Source organism: Flavobacterium difficile (genome assembly GCF_011392115.1).
Classification (GTDB): Bacteria; Bacteroidota; Bacteroidia; order Flavobacteriales; family Flavobacteriaceae; genus Flavobacterium; species Flavobacterium difficile.
This window is the reverse complement of record NZ_JAAJBT010000002.1, coordinates 324,209-343,580: the sequence shown is the minus strand read 5'-3', so window position 1 is coordinate 343,580 and position 19,372 is coordinate 324,209. Positions and strand designations below refer to the sequence as shown.

Sequence of the window (19,372 nt, the reverse complement as noted above, 5' to 3'; positions counted from 1 at the left end):
AATTAGTAAATTTTATTACTTTGGTAAAATTATTATCCATAAATATTAAAATTAGTTCCATTTGATGAAAAAAATACTTCTAATTATAATACTATTTCAGCAATCGTATGCTCAAAATATTGGTTTGTATAGTCAATTTAATGGACGATATGATTTTACATTTGTGGGAAATACACTAAACCCTATTGAAAACTCATTTCAAACTTTTCCGCCAATAGTTTTTACAAGTTCAGATGCTACACTTGCTTTAAACACGGGAGATACGATTGAAAGTGCTTACTTATATTGGGCAGGTTGTGGAACGGGCGATTTTAACGTAAAATTAAACGGTACCGATGTTACAGCATCTAGAACGTTTTCTAATTTATTAGCACAAGGATCAGGATTTAATTTTTTTAGTGCTTTTGCAGATGTTACCACACAAGTGCAAACTACCGGAAATGGCATTTATACACTTTCCGACTTAGATGTGAGCAGTTTTATAAATTATCATGCGCTAAACAGTACTAATTTTGCAGGTTGGGCATTAATTGTTGTTTACAAAAATCCAAGTTTACCTTTAAATCAGTTAAACGTTTACGATGGAATGCAAGTCGTTTCTTCTACTCAAAATTTTTTAAACGTACCCTTAAATGCTTTAAATGTTATAGATAATGTAGATGCCAAAATTGGTTTTTTAGCTTGGGAAGGCGATTCTGGAATTGCAAACGGAGAAACTCTAAGAATAAACGGAAATATTTTAAGTAATCCGCCTTTAAACCCTTCCAATAACGCTTTCAACAGTACAAATTCTGAAACAAACTCCAATCAGTTGTTCAATATGGATTTGGATATTTATAACATTCAAAATAATATTAATATTGGTGATACTTCGGCATTAATTCAACTTACTTCACTTCAAGATTATGTGATGGTAAATGCTATAGTTACCAAATTAAACAGTCAGTTACCAGATGCAAGAATTAATTTTATCGCTCCAAGTGTAAGCTGTAATGTTAGAGAATTAGTACTAAATTACACTGTAACCAATTTTAATGCAACGGCAGATTTACCAGCCAACACGCCGATAACCTTTTATGCTGATGATGTTGTAATAGGTTCGGCATTTACACAAAATACTATTCCGATGGATGGTTTAGAAAATGGAAGTATCACATTGACGATTCCAACTTCTATTCCTTTACAATTTAATTTAGTTGCACGAGTTGACGATACTGGAAATGGGACTGGAAATATAAATGAAATTTCCGAAAGTAATAATTCGTTTACACTTCCAATTCGACTTTTAGTTTCTCCAAACTTTAATATTCCGGCTAATATCACAAACTGTAATTTAGGATTAACTCGAGGGATTTTCGATTTTGCAACTTATGAAAACTCAATTAAAACAAATGTTACAGATGTGGTTACTTTTTACGAAACTGAAAACGATGCCCTTTCTTCAAACAACCCTATTAGTAATATCTCCAACTATGAGGCGATAACTACTCCAAAAATAATTTGGGTTAGAATTGAAAATACGGATGGTTGCTTTTCAATTAGATCTTTTCAATTAATTACCCGAAATTGCGAACCGATAATTTATAATGCCGTGTCGCCAAACAACGATGGATTAAACGATTTTTTTTACATTGAAGGCTTACGAGATATATTTTTAAATTTCAAACTAGAAATCTATAACCGCTGGGGCAGATTAATTTGGACAGGTAATAACCAAAAACCAGATTGGAACGGAAAAGCTGAAAATGCTGTTGGCAATGATCTTTCACCAGGTGGCACATACTATTATATTTTATATTTAAACGACAAAGATTATCCCAATCCGATAACGGGTTATTTATTTTTAAAACGCTAGAAACTACATGTTTCTGGTATAAAAATTATAATCTTTAAGTACCGTTCGCACAAATTCTACATCTGTATTTGAATCGTATTTTAAACCTGTTACATCAATTATTTTCTTTCTCATTTTAGAAATCGTAACATAATCTTTAGATTTCAAGCAACTTTCGAAAGTATCTTTGATGATGCGCATGTCGTTATCCGAAAGCTTAATCACTTCTGGATATACTGGTACATAATCCTCTTGAAGTTCTTGTAATATTGTATGATTTATATTTATTTTATTTTTCAAGGAAATGACTGCAGTTCCAGCTGCTATATCTCCTAAACGTTGACTTTTTTTGTTCGTTGCTATAAAAATGATACCTATAATGCCACTACCAATTAAAACATCAATAGTTCGGAACAACCATCTAATTAAATAATCTCCAAAACCGGCCTGATAACCGTCTATCTTTATCACTTTCATTTTCATTAACTTTTTGCCTATCGTTTGTCCTTCCCATAAACTTTCTTGAACAAGACTATATACAATTGCTGGAGAAAATATCAAGATCATAATGGCAACTGTAGACCAAGTGTCTTCAAAATTCAAATATTTATTCGCACCAGTAAAATCCAAAACATAAGAAATAGAAATCATATAGGCTATTTTCACCAGAGTATCAAGCAGTTGACCAATAATTCTATCTCCAACACTTGCTGCAGTAAAATTTATATTAACATTTTGCGTAGTTGTTATGGATAATTGATTCATAATTTATATTTTAGCACTTCATGAGAGAAGTAGCATTTATTAAACAAAATAAACCAAAATGGCTTGACTTTGAACAAGCAATTTTTGGTAAAACTAAAAAAAATCCTGATGATTTAGCTAATTTGTACATACATTTAGTTAACGATTTGTCGTACGCACAAACGTATTATCCAAAAAGTAAAACCGTTGTGTACTTAAATCACTTGGCGTCACAAACGTATCAAAAAATTTATAAAACTAAAAGACAAGATACAAATAGATTGGCTTTTTTCTTTAAAGAAGAAGTTCCCATGCTTGTTTATGAATACAGAAGATACGTTTTATATGCTTTTATCTTGTTTTTTTTATTAACAGGAATTGGGGTAATCTCTGCACATTATGATGATGCATTTGTAAGATTAATTCTTTCTGATGGCTATGTTAATGAAACTTTAGAAAATATTAAAAAAGGAAATCCGGTCGCTATTTACAAATCGGGAAGCAATTGGGGAAGTTTTATTGGGATCACCTTTAACAATTTAATGGTTGGAATTAAATCGTACTTCTATGGAATTTTTGCTGGAATTGGTACGTTTTCTATTTTTATGTATAATTGCATTATGATAGGATCTTTTCAATATTTCTTTTATCAACAAGGAGTTTTATGGCAAAGTGTTAGAGGAATTTGGATTCACGGTTCTATGGAAATTTTTGCCATTGTAATAGAAGCTGCATGCGGTTTTGCGCTTGGCGCAAGTATTTTATTTCCAAAAACTTTTTCTCGATTAAATTCATTCAAAATAGGATTCAAAAATACATTCAAAATCTTTTTAAGTACTTTTCCTTTTACAATAGCTGCTGGCTTTTTAGAAGGTTACATTACCCGATATTCTATTGAAATGCCAATTTGGCTTAGCGTAGGAATTATTTTACTCACGCTATCTTTAATCAGTTTTTACTATTTAATTTATCCTTTTATAGTTAATAAAAAAATCAAATCTCATGTTTCAACTTTATAAAAAAAGAACTTTTAACGAATTAATTAGTGATACTTTTACGTTTTTTAAAATTCACGGAAAAAATTACTTTGCGAATTATATTGCCATTAACGGCGCAATTATATTGATTCTAATCGTTCTTTTGTACTTCTTTTTTAAAGTATTTTATGACGGTTTATTTCAAAACGGCACACCAAACTCAGGAGTTGGTTTTGAAAATTATCTTGTAGAAAATTTAAACTTATTTATAGGATACGGAATCGTAGCATTGGTTTTAATCTTAATTTTAATGTTTATAAATAGCTTATTTCCAATTGCTTACTTAAAACTTGTAGAGAAAAAAGAAGAAACAAACGCAGCCAACCTATGGAAATTTATAAAATCTAAAATTGGAAAATCTATTGTATTCTTCTTGATATCTTTAGTAATAATTTTCCCTTTAGCAGGACTTATAGCCTTTGTCTGTTTTGCATTGGTATTTATTTTAATTGGTATTCCTCTTATTATAATTGTTATTCCGGCGCTATTTACTTGTATTTCATTTGCTTATTACAATTACATTAGCACAAATGATGGTTATTTTGACTCTATTTCTAAAGGCTATCGATTATTTATTAAAAAACCTTGGCCACTAATTGGATCGACTATAATTATTTATATGATTGTGAATACAGTGGTTTCTTTTATTTCGTTTATTCCTTATTTTATTGGAATTTTTGGTGTGTTTTTTAATATTGAAACTCAAAATTTAGACAATCAGCAAGAAAACATTTCATTTATGATGATTATGATAGGAATTACATTTATGTTATCTATCACTTTAAATTATCTACTTCAAAACATCATCTCTGTAAATCAAGGAATTATGTATTATTCGATGATAGATGAAACAGAAAAAACAAGTAATCTTTCTGAAATTGACTTAATCGGAAGCAATGAAGAATAAATTTTTATATAGCTTCTTTATATTTTTTATCACTTTTTCAAATGCGCAAGAAGAAGTGGATTCTTTGGCAATTAGTACTAAAGAAAACACAGCATTTTATAGTACTACTCCACCAAAAGAAAAAAAATTTGAAAGTAATTTCCAATCCAAATATAAAGGAGACGAGTATAATTATCAACCAAAATTAGAGAACAAACAACTAACAGAATGGCAAAAATTTAAGAAAAAAATTTCCGATTTTTTTAGTCGATTGTTTAGTTTTTCAGATGATGGGAAAGCTTTTTCGAACTTAGAAATAATAATGAAATTTTTAGGATTTGCCATCATTGGATTTGTAATTTTTATGATTGTAAAACTTCTATTAAACAAAGAAGGTAGCTGGGTTTTTAGTAGAAATACAAAAAAAATAAAAGTAGGAACATTAGACCAAGAAAACATTCATTTTATTAATTTTCAAGAAGTTATTGCAACCGCAAAATCGAATAATGATTTCCGAATTGCTACAAGATATTATTATTTATGGTTGTTAAAATCGTTTTCGGATAGAGCCATTATAGAATGGGATATTGAAAAAACAAATTCCGATTATTTACTAGAAATTAAAAATGAAACTTTAAAAAAAGAATTCGAATTTTTATCGTACATATACGACTATTGCTGGTATGGTGAATTTGAATTGACACAAGAAGATTTTACCAAAGCAGAAAGTCATTTTATTAACGCCATTCAGAACAAATAATCATGAGTAAAAATAGCAAATTTCTTATTTTCTTTTTGGTGCTAGTTTTAGTTCTAATTGTTTTTGCAGATTCTACCAAAACAAAACCAATTAATTGGCGACAAACGTATGGTGTTAATGATAAAATACCATTTGGTTTAAAAATATTTAACGAAGAAAGTCGCGAGTTATTCAAAAATCAAAATCTGGAAAAATTTTCAGAAACGCCTTACGAATTTTTTTATGATACTAACACATACGATAACGGTACAAATTATGAAAGCAATTTACCACCAGTTGTTGTAGATACCATATCGTATGAAAATACAGACACTGTTACTTATACTCAAATTGATACACTTTCTATTAATTCAAATTCATATGAATCTACGGTTGATACGAATTTTTATGAAGACCAAAATACAATTGAAAGTGTTACCGTAACAAATCAAAAAAAAGGAACCATTTTTTCAGTTTCCGATTTTTGTAAATTCGATGAAAGATCATCGGAAGAATTGTTATATTTTGTAGAAGATGGAAACACCGTATTTATAAGTGCAACAACTTTACCTGACATTATTAAAGATTCTTTACATATTGAAATTATGTTAAGAAATCATATCCAAAATAAATTGAAAAGTAAATTAGTTACTTCCCGTATCAATTTTGAATTTGATAAAGGCGCTTCCGATTACTATTTCAGCAAATTCGATAAAAAATCGACTAAAATTTTAGGTTTTTTTGAAGACGGAAAATACGTTTTACCTAATTTTGTTGAAATAAAATATGGCGATGGGAAGTTTTTATTACATCTTCAACCCATTGCTTTTACAAACTATTATTTATTAAAAGACAACTATAAATATGTTGAGTTAGTTTGTTCCCATATCGATTCTAAAACTATTTATTGGAATGTTGAAGGCGAACAAGCTAAATCTATAACCGATAGTCCGTTACGTTTTATCTTCAGCCAACCATCCTTAAAATGGGCTTGGTATTTAGGACTATTCGGCATACTTATTTTCATTTTATTTAACGCCAAAAGAAGACAGCGAGTAATTCCAATTATAGAACCCGTAAAAAATACAACTGTTGAATTTGCTAAAACCATAGGAAATTTATATTTCATTGAAAAAAATCATAGTGACATTGCAGAAAAGAAAATTGTATATTTTCTAGAAAAAATTAGAAAAGAATACTATCTGGAAACAACTGTTTTAGATGATACCTTTATCAATAGGCTTCATTTAAAAACCTCCAAAAATAAAACTGATATTATAAAAGCGATTGCTAAAATAAATTTTATCAAAAATAGCTCTTCTATTTCTGAGAAAGACTTGGTAGAACTAAACACACTAATAGAAAAACTTAATTTATAGTTATAAAATATGGAAACATTTGAAACAAACGAAAATCAGGAAGCTATTGAAAATAACGAAAATGTAAATTTTCAATCCCGATTAAATTTAGAACCACTGAAAACAAGTGTCGATAAAATTAGACAAGAATTAGGAAAAGTTATTGTTGGTCAGCACAAAATGATAGACCAATTGATTGTTTCTATTTTAGCTAACGGACATATTTTACTTGAAGGAGTTCCTGGAGTTGCAAAAACATTAACGGCTAAATTATTATCTAAATCGATGGCTTTAGATTTTAGCAGAATTCAATTTACTCCAGATTTAATGCCTTCTGATATTATTGGAACATCGGTTTTCGATTTATCAAAATCGAGCTTCGAATTTAAAAAAGGACCTGTTTTTTCTAATTTCATTTTAATTGATGAAATTAACCGTGCGCCTGCTAAAACGCAAGCCGCTTTGTTTGAAGTGATGGAAGAAAGACAAATTACAGTTGATGGAAAAACGTACACCATGGACGAACCTTTTTTGGTAATTGCCACGCAAAACCCAATTGAGCAAGAAGGAACATACCGTTTACCAGAAGCGCAATTAGACCGTTTTTTATTCAAGATAACAATTGGATATCCAGATTTATCAGAAGAAATTACAATTCTTCAAAAAGAAAATGACTTGCAAAACAGAAATAAAATGGCTGATGTTGCCACAATTGTTTCTAAAAGTGAAATCAAAGAATTTCAAGGTTTATTAAAGCAAATTATTATTGAACCTAATTTAATTGAATACATCGCTAAAGTTGTTTTAAACACACGTGAAAATCCGTTTTTATATTTAGGAGCTTCACCAAGAGCTTCAATTGCTATTTTAAATGCTTCAAAAGGTTTCGCTGCCATAAAAGGAAGAGATTTCGTAACTCCAGAAGATATTAAAGAAGCTGCCATACCTGTTTTACAACACCGTGTTGTGGTTACACCAGAAAGAGAAATGGAAGGAATTAGCGCTTCAGAAATCATCAAACAAATTGTAGATTCTGTAGAAATTCCAAGATAAAAACTAACTATAAAGTAGTCAAAATGAAAGTATACAAACAATTATTTATCAATAACTTTTTCTTCTATTGTTTAATGGGAGTTATGACTTGTTTTATATTTTCATTCTTTTTTCCTGCGCTTTATTCGGCAAGTTGGTATTTACTTTTTATTTTGTTAGCATTTACTAGTATCGATTTCATACTACTTTTTGCTTCGGGTCAAAAAATTAAAGCCAACAGAAATACACCTGAAAAACTATCTAATGGTGATGAAAATGAAATTATCATAAAAATTTCAAATTTGTACACATTTCCTATCGAAGTGCATGTTGTTGACGAAATTCCATTTCAATTTCAGGTCCGAAATTTTACCATAAAAAAGAAAATAAAACTGCAAGAAAATAAAGACATCAACTATTTTCTTCGACCAACTGAAAGAGGTGAATATTCGTTCGGAAACTTGAATATTTATGCGATTTCACCATTAAAAATTCTTTCAAGAAGGTATACTTTTGATAAAGGACAAATGGTGCCTACTTATCCGTCTTACATCCAATTAAGAAAATACGATTTGATAGCTTTTTCCAATAAATTATTCCAACACGGACTAAAAAAAATCAGAAGAATCGGACATACCATGGAGTTTGAACAAATTAAAGAATATGTTCAAGGAGACGACATGCGAACCATTAACTGGAAAGCAACTGCCAAGAAAAACGCTTTGATGATTAATCAGTTTCAAGACGAAAAATCACAAAATGTATATATGGTTATTGACAAAGGTCGAGTTATGAAAATGCCTTTCAACGGTTTAAGTTTACTAGATTATGCTATAAATGCCACATTAGTTTTATCTAATGTAATTTTAAAGAAAAACGATAAAGCTGGAATGTTTACCTTTTCTAAAAAAGTAGAAAACAGAATTGTAGCTGAAAGAAGAAGCAGCCAAATGAATCTGATTTTAGAAAATTTATACAACATAAAAACCAACTATTTTGAAAGTGATTTCAGCCGTTTATATGTAGATGTAAAAAAACATATTAATCAAAGAAGTTTAATCGTTCTTTATACCAATTTTGAAACCTTAGATGGCTTAAATCGTCAGTTACCTTATTTAAAAGGAATTGCTAAAAACCATTTGTTAATGGTAGTTTTCTTTAAAAATACTGAACTTAATGATTTGATCAATAAAAAAGCTGAAACTATTCAGGAAGTATATGATAAAGTAATCGCCGAAAAATTCGATTTCGAAAAGCGTTTAATCGTAAATGAATTAAGAAAATATGGAATTTATGCTTTATTAACACAACCAGAAAGTTTAACCATTGATACCATAAATCAATATTTAGAAATTAAAGCACGAGGAATTTTATAATGCCAAAAATAAATATTGACATACTCAATATTTTTCTAATTCTATTTTCAGGAATTTTTGCATTTGTTTTCCCTTTTCAAACTTTTCTTTTTGTTTATGCAGTTTTAGGTCCATTGCATTATCTTACAGAATTAAATTGGTTACAACAACGCAATTATTTTTTAAAAGATATTACAAATGTTTATTATCTGTTAGCTCCAATAGTCATAATAGGAAGTATTGTTTATATCCCAACTTTATATATTTATAAACCTTTACTCCCATTTCTCATATTTTTCACATTTTTAGTTTCTATTTTCAACACGTCAGAGAACCAAAAATTTTATAAAAATTGGAGATTTTTTTTCATATTATTTGTCGGATTTTTAACTTCCTTATACTTTAACAATTACTTTCACTCTGTTTTTTCCATATTCATTCCTACCTTAATTCACGTTTTTATTTTTACGGGAATTTTCATTTTATCCGGATTTTTAAAAACAAAAAATAAATGGTCTTTAGCAACTTTGATCATATTTATTAGTACAAGTTTGTGTTTAATGATATTTAATTTGAAAAGTCCTTTTATGATGGAAAACATTCAAAACATCTATCATTCTTTTGAAAAATTAAATGCTGCACTATTTTCAATTTTTAATAAAGATGTATTGGCAAGTCAAGACATTTATTTTTCAAGTTTTGGAATCAAAATCATGCAGTTTATTTCATTTGCTTACACCTATCATTATTTGAATTGGTTTTCAAAAACAGCTGTAATCCAATGGCATAAAACCACAAAAATTAAAATCGTAGCTATTATTCTAATATGGTTAGCCTCTATTTTATTATACCTATATAATTATAAAACTGGATTATATTGGTTGTATTTATTAAGTTTAACTCACGTTATATTAGAGTTTCCTTTAAACATAACATCTGTTAAAAATCTATTCAAATAACCATCTTATCAATAATTTTCCTATTTTTAGCGTTCAAAAAATCAATACTATGCGAATATTTAAACTCTTGATAGTTTTACTGACTATTAATTTAAGTTTTAGCCAAGATTATTTCCCTAAAAATGATGGCGTAAAACAAACGTTCAAAAACATTGTAGCAGTAACAAACGCTACGGTTTACACTTCATCAAATGTAAAAATTGAAAAAGCAACAATTTTAATCAAAGATGATAAAATTTTAGAAATAGGAACGCAAATTTCTATTCCTAAAGAAGCTACAATAATCGATGCTACTGGTAAAACAATTTACCCATCATTTATCGATTTGTATACCGAATTTGGTATTCAAAAACAACAAGCAAAGCCAAGAAATTCAAGATCACCACAATATGATTCTGAGAGAAATGGTTATTATTGGAACGATCACATTCGTGCAGATTTTAATGCTTCAGAAAACTTAAATTATGATGAAAAAGCCGCAAAAGATTTAAGAGACACAGGTTTTGGAACCGTTTTAAGTTTTAATAACGACGGAATTGTAGCTGGAACAGGCTTACTTTGGACATTAAATGATGGAGAAAGCAATGGAAATCGTATTTTAAATAAAAAAATATCACAACACATAACTTTTAAAAGAAGTTCGTTATCGAATCAATCTTACCCATCTTCATTAATGGGAAGTATGGCGTTAATTCGTCAGTTTTATCACGATGCGAAATGGTATGCTGCTGGAAATTCTAAAACTAAAGATGTTTCGTTAGAAGTTTTCAACCAAAATAAAAATTTACTTCAATTTTTTAATGCTGGAGATAAATTAAATATTTTAAGAGCAGACAAAATTGGCGATGAATTTGGAATCAATTATATCATTAAAGGTAGCGGAAATGAATTAGAAAAAATTGATGAGATAAAAAAAACAAATGCAACCTTATTAATTCCTGTAAATTTTCCAGATGCTTACGATGTTTCGGATGCTTTTTTAGCCGAGCAAGTGGTTTTAGCAGATATGAAATTTTGGAATCAAGCGCCTTACAATTTAAAAATCTTAGCTGAAAATAATATCAATTTTGCGCTTACAACAGCCGATTTAAAAAATCCAAAAGACTTCTTAACAAACTTAAGAAAAGCTGTAGAATTAGGTTTTCCAAAAGAAAAAGCACTTGCTGCATTAACAGAAATTCCTGCAAAAATTGCGAATCAAACTAATATTGGTTCACTTAAAAAAGGAAACTTAGCCAATTTTATTATCGCAAGTGGCGATATTTTCGAGACAAAAAATACGATTCAAGAAAACTGGGTTCAAGGAAATCGATTTGTAATTGAAAAAATACAACCTTCAGACATTAGAGGAAAATATGAATTAAGTCTTGATAACAAAAAATACGACTTAAATATTGAAGGTGAAATTTCAAAATTAGATGCAAAATTAACTCAAGACAAATTAGAATACGGAACAAAACTAACATATAACGAGCCGTGGATTACAATGGTTGTTAAAAGTAAAGATTCACTGGCTTCTAAATTCATCAGAATTTCTGGTTTAAAATCGGAAACGGGCTTGTCCGGTAAAGCTGTTTTAGAAAATGGAAAAGAAGTGTCTTGGATGGCTACTAAAAAAATCGAAACAACAGAAGCGAAAAAAGAAACTGTTGCCACTGATAAAAAAGAAGACAAAAAAGCACCAGTATATTATCCGGTAACATTCCCAAACATGGCTTTCGGGAATGCTACTAAACCAAAACAAGAAACGATTTTGTTTAAAAACGCAACAGTTTGGACAGGTGAAAAAGAAGGAATATTAAAAGAAACTGACGTTTTAATTGAAAACGGAAAAATTATAAAAATTGGCAAAAACTTACCTCAAAAAGGGAAAGTTATCGATGCGACTGGAAAACATTTAACTGCCGGAATTATCGATGAACATTCGCATATTGCAATTTCGAATGGTGTAAATGAAGGCGGTCAAAACTCTTCTGCAGAGGTAACCATTGAAGATGTAGTAAATTCTGACGATATTAATATTTACAGAAACCTTGCTGGTGGTGTAACTGCTGCAAATTTATTACATGGTTCTGCTAATCCAATCGGTGGTCGTGCCGCATTCATCAAATTAAAATGGGGTTATAATCCAGACGAAATGTTAGTAAAAGACGCTCCAAAATACATCAAATTTGCCTTAGGTGAAAACGTAAAACAATCGAATTGGGGTGATACAGAAAGATTACGCTTTCCTCAATCTCGTATGGGAGTAGAACAAGTTTATGAAGATTATTTTTCTCGCGCTATTGCTTACAAAAATGAATGGGACGCTTTCAAAGCTGGAAAAACTAAAAACGCACCACGTTTTGATATCGAGTTAGAAACGTTAAGTGAAATTCTAAACAAAAAACGTTTCATTACTTGTCACTCTTATGTACAATCTGAAATCAATATGTTATTAAAAGTTGCAGAAAAATACAATTTCAAAATTCAAACGTTTACACATATTTTAGAAGGTTATAAAGTAGCAGATAAAATGGCCAAACACGGTGTTGGAGGTTCAACATTTGCAGATTGGTGGGGATATAAATATGAAGTAAACGATGCGATTCCTTACAATGCAGCTTTAATGAATAATGTAGGAGTAACGGTTTCGATTAATTCTGATGATGCAGAAATGTCAAGAAGATTAAATCATGAAGCGGCAAAAACATTAAAATATGGAGGAGTTACTGAAGAACAAGCATGGAATTTTGTGACTTTAAACCCTGCCAAATTGCTACAAGTGGATGATAAAGTAGGAAGTATTAAAGTAGGAAAAGATGCAGATGTTGTGTTATGGTCAGATAACCCATTAAGCATTTATGCAAGAGCAGAAAAAACAGTTGTTGAAGGAATTATTTTCTTCGATATCGATCAGGAAAATGCTAAAAACGAGTTGGTTCAAAAAGAAAGAAATGAATTAATTAATTTGTTATTAGATGCTAAAAACAAGGGGTTAAAAACGCAAGAACCAAAGAAAAAATCTACAGGTCATTACCACTGTGATACACTAGGTGAAAAATGTAGAGAATTTCATGCAAAATATAGCAATTAATAACCCTTACACTAATTTTCTAAACAGATTTTACAAACTCCATAAATGTTAAAAATCTGTATGATAAAAAATTAAAAAGATGAAAAAATTAACATACATACTAGCCTTCACTTCATTAGTAAGTTTTGCGCAACAAACACCAGCCTCTAAGCAAACAAAATCCGTTTTAATTATGGGTGGAACAGCGCATTTAGGTAATGGTAAAATTCAAGAAAACTGTTTAATTTCTATTGTCGATGGAAAAATTGTTTCTATATCAGATGCAACTGTTACTAAAATCGGCAAACATGATGTGGTAATTCAAGCAGATGGAAAACACATTTATCCGGGATTTATAGCTCCAAATTCAACGTTAGGACTAGTAGAAATTGACGCGGTTAGAGCTTCTGATGACGAAAGTGAAATTGGAGAATTTAACCCACATATTAGAAGTGTTATTGCTTACAATGCAGAATCTAAATTAACAGAAGCTGCAAGACCAAATGGCGTTTTATTAGCACAAATTACACCACGTGGTGGAAGAATATCTGGAACTTCTTCAGTGGTACAATTAGACGCTTGGAATTGGGAAGATGCCATTGTTAGAGAAAATGATGGAATCCATATGCGTTGGCCAAATAGCTATGCGCGTTCAGGTTGGTGGGCAGAACCAGGTGGCATTGAACCAAATAAAAGATATGACGAGCAAGTAAAAGCTGTCCAATTATTTTTTGATAATGCTTTTGGTTATTTAAAATCAGACAAAAAAGAAAAAGACATTCCATATGATGCTATGAATGGTATACAAAATGGTCAAAAAACCGTTTATGTTAATGCAAATGGAGAAAAAGAAATTAATGATATTATTATATTTAAAAAGAAAAATAACATTAAAAACTTAGTAATCATTGGCGGATATAATGCACATAAAGTTGCCGATTTATTAAAAGAAAACAATGTTTCTGTTTTATTAAGAAGAATTCATGATGTTCCTAACTCTGAAGATGAAGACGTGAATTTACCTTACAAAATTGCTAAAATTTTAACAGATAAAGGAATTGTTGTAGGTTTAGAAAATTCAGGAGATATGGAACGTATGCAAACTAGAAACATTCCTTTTTATGCAGGAACATGTGCCGCTTGGGGAATGAATAAAGAAGACGCCTTAAAATTAATTACCTCAAATACTGCAAAAATTTTAGGAATTGATGCCATGTACGGAACCCTTGAAAATGGTAAAAGTGCTACATTATTTATTTCAGAAGGTGATGCCTTAAATATGAAAACAAATAAATTAGTTTATGCTTTTATAGATGGAAGACAAATTAGTTTAGAAAGTCATCAAACGGAATTATACGAAAGATATAAAGAGAAGTTTGAAGAACAAAACACGAAGTCTGAAGTAAAACAATAAAATCAACATTTTAAATAAAGTCGCAAAGCCACACGTTTTGCGACTTTGTTTTTTTACTTAAAAAAGATACCTTTGTGTTTTACTGCCCTTGTGGCTAATCTAGCGTCTTAATTCTATGAAGCAAATTACCTCCATTCAAAATCCGTTTGTAAAAAACTTAGTTTTATTGCAAGACAAAGCCAAAGCACGAAAACAATCAGGTACATTTATTATTGAAGGGCAACGCGAAATAGAATTAGCCATAAAAGGCGGTTACGAATTAGAAACAATTTTGTTTTTACCTGAAATCATCTCCGAAAACCAAATCAAAAAAGTAACTGCTCAACAAGTTGAACTAATAGAAATTTCTAAAGAAGTCTATCAAAAGTTAGCGTATCGCGATACTACTGAAGGAATTATTGCAATTGCTAAATCAAAACCTTTACGATTATCCGATTTAAAACTATCTAAAAACCCATTAATCTTAGTTGCTGAAGGATTAGAAAAGCCCGGAAATTTAGGCGCATTATTAAGAACCGCTGATGCCGCTAATATTGATGCTGTAATTATTGCCAATCCAAAATCGGACCTGTACAATCCGAATATTGTGCGTTCAAGTGTTGGTTGTTTATTCACCAGACAGATTGCTGTGGCAACTTCAGAGGAAGCCATCGCTTTTTTAAAAGAGAACTCTATCCATATTTATTGTGCAACTTTACAAGATTCCGCCACGTATCACACCCAAAATTATACCGAACCAACAGCCTTAGTTGTAGGAACTGAAGCGACAGGAATTACTGAGGTTTGGAGAAACCATTCTACTAAAAACATCAACATTCCAATGCAAGGCATCATCGACTCAATGAATGTTTCGGTAGCTGCTGCCATTTTATTATTCGAAGCGAAAAGACAAAGAGGGTTTTAATGAGTCAATTATCCATGTGTCGATATGCCAATAAAAACAACACTAATTAAAGAAATTATGTAAATTTTACAAATTTCTACAATCTGTGTTCTAAAAAAAACTTCAAATCAAAAACAATATAAAAATGAAAAAAACACTTTTAATAACCCTATTAACCTCATGCACTGCTTTTTCTCAAATCACAGAAAAACAAATTGATGAAGTAGCAGAAAACACATTAAAAGCTTTCAATGTTCCTGGAGTTGCTGTGGCCGTTGTAAAAGATGGAAAAATAATTCACAGTAAAGGTTATGGCGTTAAATCGATAGTAAAAAAAGATAAAGTTGATGGCAATACACTTTTCGGAGTGGCTTCAAATAGTAAGGCATTTACAACTGCAGCTATTGCAATGTTAGTAGACGCAGGAAAAATGAGCTGGGACGATAAAGTAATCAAACATTTACCAAATTTTAAAATGTATAATGATTACGTAACCAATGAATTCACCGTTCGCGATTTAGTAACTCACAGAAGTGGTTTAGGTTTAGGTGCTGGAGATTTAATGATTTGGCCTGATGGAAGTAATTTTAAACCCAAAGATATCATTGAAAATTTACAACATTTAAAACCTGTTTCGGCTTTCAGAACCAAATACGATTATGATAATTTATTGTACATCGTGGCTGGTGAAGTTATTGAAAAAGTAAGTGGCTTATCATGGTGCGATTTTATAGAAAACAAAATGATGAAACCTCTAGAGATGAACAATAGTGCAGGTTCGTTTTTACGTTTGAAAGACACAACAAATATTATTGATCCACACGTGCCAACCGATGGAAAACTGAAAGTAATTTCAAGATATAAAAACCAAACTTTTGATGCGGCTGCCGGAATTTATTCATCTGTAAACGACATGAGCAAATGGATGATCATGCAATTACAAAACGGAAAATATGGAGTAAATAAACAAAACACACTTTTTTCTGAAGCTCAACATAACGAAATGTGGCAATTGCAAACAATTATTCCAGCAAAAACTAGAGAACCTTATTTCACTCATTTTTCTGGTTATGGTTTAGGTTGGTTTTTAAGTGATGTGAAAGGCTATAAACAAGTAACTCATACTGGCGGTTTAGAAGGAATTGTAACACAAGTAACGCTACTTCCAGAACTAAATTTAGGAATTGTGGTTTTAACTAATCAACAATCTGGTGCGGCATTTAATGCCATTACTAACACGATTAAAGATGCTTATTTAAATATCGAATACAAAGATTATGTAAAAATTTTAAGTGAAAGAGAAAAAAACAATGTCGCTGAAGCAGATAAAGTAACTACAGAAGTTTGGACAAAAATCGCAGAGAACCAAAAGAATAAAGTTAAAATCGACACTAAAAAATATATTGGAACCTATAAAGACAACTGGTTTGGAAACATTATAATTTCTGAGAAAAAAGGAAAACTGTATTTCAATTCGGTGCGTTCTCCTCAATTGGCTGGCGAAATTTTCTATTACAAAGACAATACTTTTGCTGTAAAATGGTTCAACAGAAGTTTCAATGCCGATGCTTTGCTTACTTTTTCAACCGATACTACTAATATTAAAATGGCCGCTATCTCTGAATTAACAGATTTCAGTTACGATTTTCAGGATTTAGATTTTAATAAACAATAGCAAATTTTAAATTCAAGAAGTAGAAGAAACAACACAGATTGAAGAAATTATATAAATTTAAAAATTTCTCTAATCTGTGTTTTATTTATTTTATCTCTGTTTTTACCATAATATTTCTTTAAACTTTTTTTGATTTCTAACTTATAAACACTATTTTTATGTTCCTCAAATTCCGAATATGATAGAGATAGATTTAGAAGCCGAAAAGAAAGCCATCGCCCAAGAATATAAAGAGTTATTGCGAATTAGTTATCAAAGTCTAACCGACGATGATAAAAAACTAATCCGTAAAGCATTTGATGTTGCTGTTGAAGCCCACAAAGAACAAAGAAGAAAATCTGGAGAAGCTTATATTTTTCATCCTATTGCAGTGGCAAAAATTGTAGCCTCTCAAATTGGTTTGGGTTCTACTGGTATCGCTTCTGCTCTGTTACATGATGTTGTAGAAGATACTGATATTACCATTGCTGACATTGAAAAAATGTTCAATCCTAAAATTGCTAAAATTGTTGAAGGATTAACAAAAATTCCGAAAGTAAAAAACGAACAAGAAATTTCTCTTCAAGCGGAAAATTTCCGTAAAATGTTGTTAACATTAAACGATGATGTTCGTGTAATCTTAATAAAAATTGCCGATAGGTTGCACAACATGCAAACTATGGACGGAATGGCCGATTATAAACAAGCCAAAATTGCATCCGAAACCTTATATATTTATGCACCACTCGCCCACCGTTTAGGCTTATATAACATTAAAACCCAGTTAGAAGATTTGGGTTTGAAATATACCGAACCTGATGTTTACGCGGATATTGTTAGTAAAATCAAAGAAACTAAAGAAGAACAAGATGCTTACATCAAATCTATTTCAGATGTTTTAGGTAAATCCATGTTAGAAGAAGGCATCGATTTTATCATTAAAGGACGACCAAAATCCATTTACTCGATTCGTCGAAAAATGAAAGCTCAGGGTGTTACTTTTGATGAAGTGTATGATAAATTTGCTTTGAGAATAATTTACAAATCGAATCTTCACGATGAAAAATTCTTAGCTTGGAAAATCTATTCTGTAGTTACTGATCATTATCGTCCAAGTCCGAGTCGTTTACGAGATTGGATTTCTTCCCCAAAATCGACAGGTTACGAAGCCTTACACATTACTGTTATGGGACCAATGGGTAGATGGGTTGAAATTCAGGTTCGCAGTGAACGAATGGATGAAATTGCTGAAAAAGGCTACGCAGCTCATTACAAATATAAAAATGGTGCTAATGAAGAAAACAGTCTTGAAATTTGGTTGAATCAATTAAAAGAAGCACTTGAAAATTCAAACAATAACGCAGTTGATTTTGTGGAAGATTTCAAACTGAATTTATATGCTAAAGAAATTTATATTTTCACACCTAAAGGAGAAATCAAATCGCTTCCAAAAGGTGCTACTTCTCTAGATTTTGCTTTTAGTATTCACTCCGAAATTGGCGTAAAAACTAGAGGTACCAAAGTCAACGGAAAATTAGTTCCTCTAAATTATATTTTAAATAGTGGCGATCAGGTTGAAATTATTACTTCACAAAATCAAAAACCCACTATTCAATGGTTAGATTATGTTACAACGGCACGAGCTAAAAACAAAATCAAGAATGTTTTAAATGAAAACATTAAAAAAATTGGTGAAGACGGAAGAGAAATTCTTACCCGAAAATTACGCCATTTAAAAATCACACTTAACGAAACAACTATTAATGAATTGGTTAATTATTTCAAATTACAAACCAGTTTAGATTTGTTTTATCGTGTTGGAATTGGTGCGATTGAAAACCAGCAATTAAGAGATTATGCCGCTCAGAAAAGCAATACTTTAGTCAACTTTTTCAAAAAAACCATTAAAAGAAACCCAAGCACTACTGAAGAAAAAGTTACAAAAAACGATAGCAATAAAAAGTTTGATTTATTAGTTTTTGGAACAGAACAAAGTAAATTGGAATATAAATTATCACCATGTTGCAATCCAATTCCTGGCGATCATGTATTCGGATTTGTAACCATTAATGAAGGAATCAAAGTACATAAAACAGATTGTCCGAACGCCATTAGCCTGCAATCTAATTTTGCGTATAGAATTGTTCAAGCCAAATGGATAGATTCGACTCAAGAAGAATTCAATGCCATTTTAAGAATAACTGGAATGGATGTGATGGGATTAACCAATGAATTAACCAAAGTAATTTCAAATCAAATGCATGTTAACATTCAAAGTATCAGTCTAAATACCGATGCTGGAATTTTTAACGGTCAAATTACAGTCGTGGTACAAAACAATATGATTCTAAAAAAATTAATTGAAAACATCAAAACAGTAGATGGAATTGATAAAGTAACACGAGTTTATAACACATAAAAA

The 19,372-nt window shown here is 30.5% G+C and carries 14 protein-coding genes; 13 read left to right on the top strand and 1 reads right to left on the bottom strand.

Annotated elements, in window-relative coordinates; translation table 11 throughout:
* Window positions 1-64: 64 nt before the first annotated feature.
* Complete coding sequence (locus G4D72_RS04535) at window positions 65-1,855, top strand: gliding motility-associated C-terminal domain-containing protein (RefSeq protein ID WP_166076425.1); 1,791 nt, start codon at window positions 65-67, stop codon at window positions 1,853-1,855.
* 3 nt (window positions 1,856-1,858) lie between these two features.
* Here G4D72_RS04535 and G4D72_RS04530 read toward each other — a convergent pair whose 3' ends face one another.
* Window positions 1,859-2,599 (bottom strand): RDD family protein, encoded by a 741-nt coding sequence (locus G4D72_RS04530; RefSeq protein WP_166076424.1) that lies wholly within the window; start codon window positions 2,597-2,599, stop codon window positions 1,859-1,861.
* A gap of 20 nt (window positions 2,600-2,619) precedes the next feature.
* Between G4D72_RS04530 and G4D72_RS04525 the strand changes: the two genes are divergently transcribed.
* From G4D72_RS04525 to G4D72_RS04470, 12 genes are all read left to right on the top strand, one after another.
* A complete protein-coding gene (locus tag G4D72_RS04525; RefSeq protein ID WP_166076423.1) occupies window positions 2,620-3,597 on the top strand; it encodes a stage II sporulation protein M in 978 nt (325 codons plus the stop codon).
* On the top strand, window positions 3,581-4,522 hold the full coding sequence (locus G4D72_RS04520) for a hypothetical protein (protein WP_166076422.1): 942 nt from the start codon (window positions 3,581-3,583) through the stop codon (window positions 4,520-4,522). The genes G4D72_RS04525 and G4D72_RS04520 overlap by 17 nt, the downstream gene beginning before the upstream one ends.
* Window positions 4,512-5,261 carry a hypothetical protein gene (locus tag G4D72_RS04515; protein ID WP_166076421.1) on the top strand — a complete coding sequence of 250 codons (750 nt, stop codon included), beginning with the start codon at window positions 4,512-4,514 and terminating at the stop codon, window positions 5,259-5,261. Before G4D72_RS04520 ends, G4D72_RS04515 begins: the two co-directional genes overlap by 11 nt.
* A 2-nt stretch (window positions 5,262-5,263) precedes the next feature.
* Entirely contained in the window at window positions 5,264-6,619 is a 1,356-nt protein-coding gene (locus G4D72_RS04510; RefSeq protein WP_166076420.1) for a DUF4350 domain-containing protein, read from the top strand.
* A 9-nt stretch (window positions 6,620-6,628) separates the two neighbouring features.
* Window positions 6,629-7,651, top strand: coding sequence for an AAA family ATPase (locus G4D72_RS04505; RefSeq protein WP_166076418.1), 1,023 nt, complete (start codon window positions 6,629-6,631; stop codon window positions 7,649-7,651).
* A 23-nt stretch (window positions 7,652-7,674) separates the two neighbouring features.
* The gene (locus G4D72_RS04500) at window positions 7,675-9,006 is read left to right on the top strand and encodes a DUF58 domain-containing protein (protein WP_166076417.1); all 1,332 of its coding nucleotides are present in this window, start codon (window positions 7,675-7,677) and stop codon (window positions 9,004-9,006) included.
* Between the two features lie 566 nt (window positions 9,007-9,572).
* Window positions 9,573-9,944, top strand: a complete 372-nt coding sequence (locus G4D72_RS04495; RefSeq protein WP_166076416.1) for a hypothetical protein — start codon at window positions 9,573-9,575, stop codon at window positions 9,942-9,944.
* Between the two features lie 49 nt (window positions 9,945-9,993).
* Window positions 9,994-13,020: an amidohydrolase family protein gene (locus tag G4D72_RS04490; RefSeq protein WP_207784857.1), complete on the top strand. Its 3,027-nt coding sequence runs from the start codon at window positions 9,994-9,996 to the stop codon at window positions 13,018-13,020.
* A gap of 79 nt (window positions 13,021-13,099) precedes the next feature.
* On the top strand, window positions 13,100-14,413 hold the full coding sequence (locus tag G4D72_RS04485; RefSeq protein ID WP_166076415.1) for an amidohydrolase family protein: 1,314 nt from the start codon (window positions 13,100-13,102) through the stop codon (window positions 14,411-14,413).
* Window positions 14,414-14,528: 115 nt separating this feature from the next.
* Window positions 14,529-15,317 carry a TrmH family RNA methyltransferase gene (locus G4D72_RS04480; RefSeq protein WP_166076414.1) on the top strand — a complete coding sequence of 263 codons (789 nt, stop codon included), beginning with the start codon at window positions 14,529-14,531 and terminating at the stop codon, window positions 15,315-15,317.
* A 124-nt stretch (window positions 15,318-15,441) separates the two neighbouring features.
* Window positions 15,442-16,971, top strand: coding sequence for a serine hydrolase (locus G4D72_RS04475; protein WP_166076413.1), 1,530 nt, complete (start codon window positions 15,442-15,444; stop codon window positions 16,969-16,971).
* Window positions 16,972-17,149: 178 nt separating this feature from the next.
* Entirely contained in the window at window positions 17,150-19,369 is a 2,220-nt protein-coding gene (locus tag G4D72_RS04470; RefSeq protein WP_166076412.1) for a RelA/SpoT family protein, read from the top strand.
* Window positions 19,370-19,372: the final 3 nt, after the last annotated feature.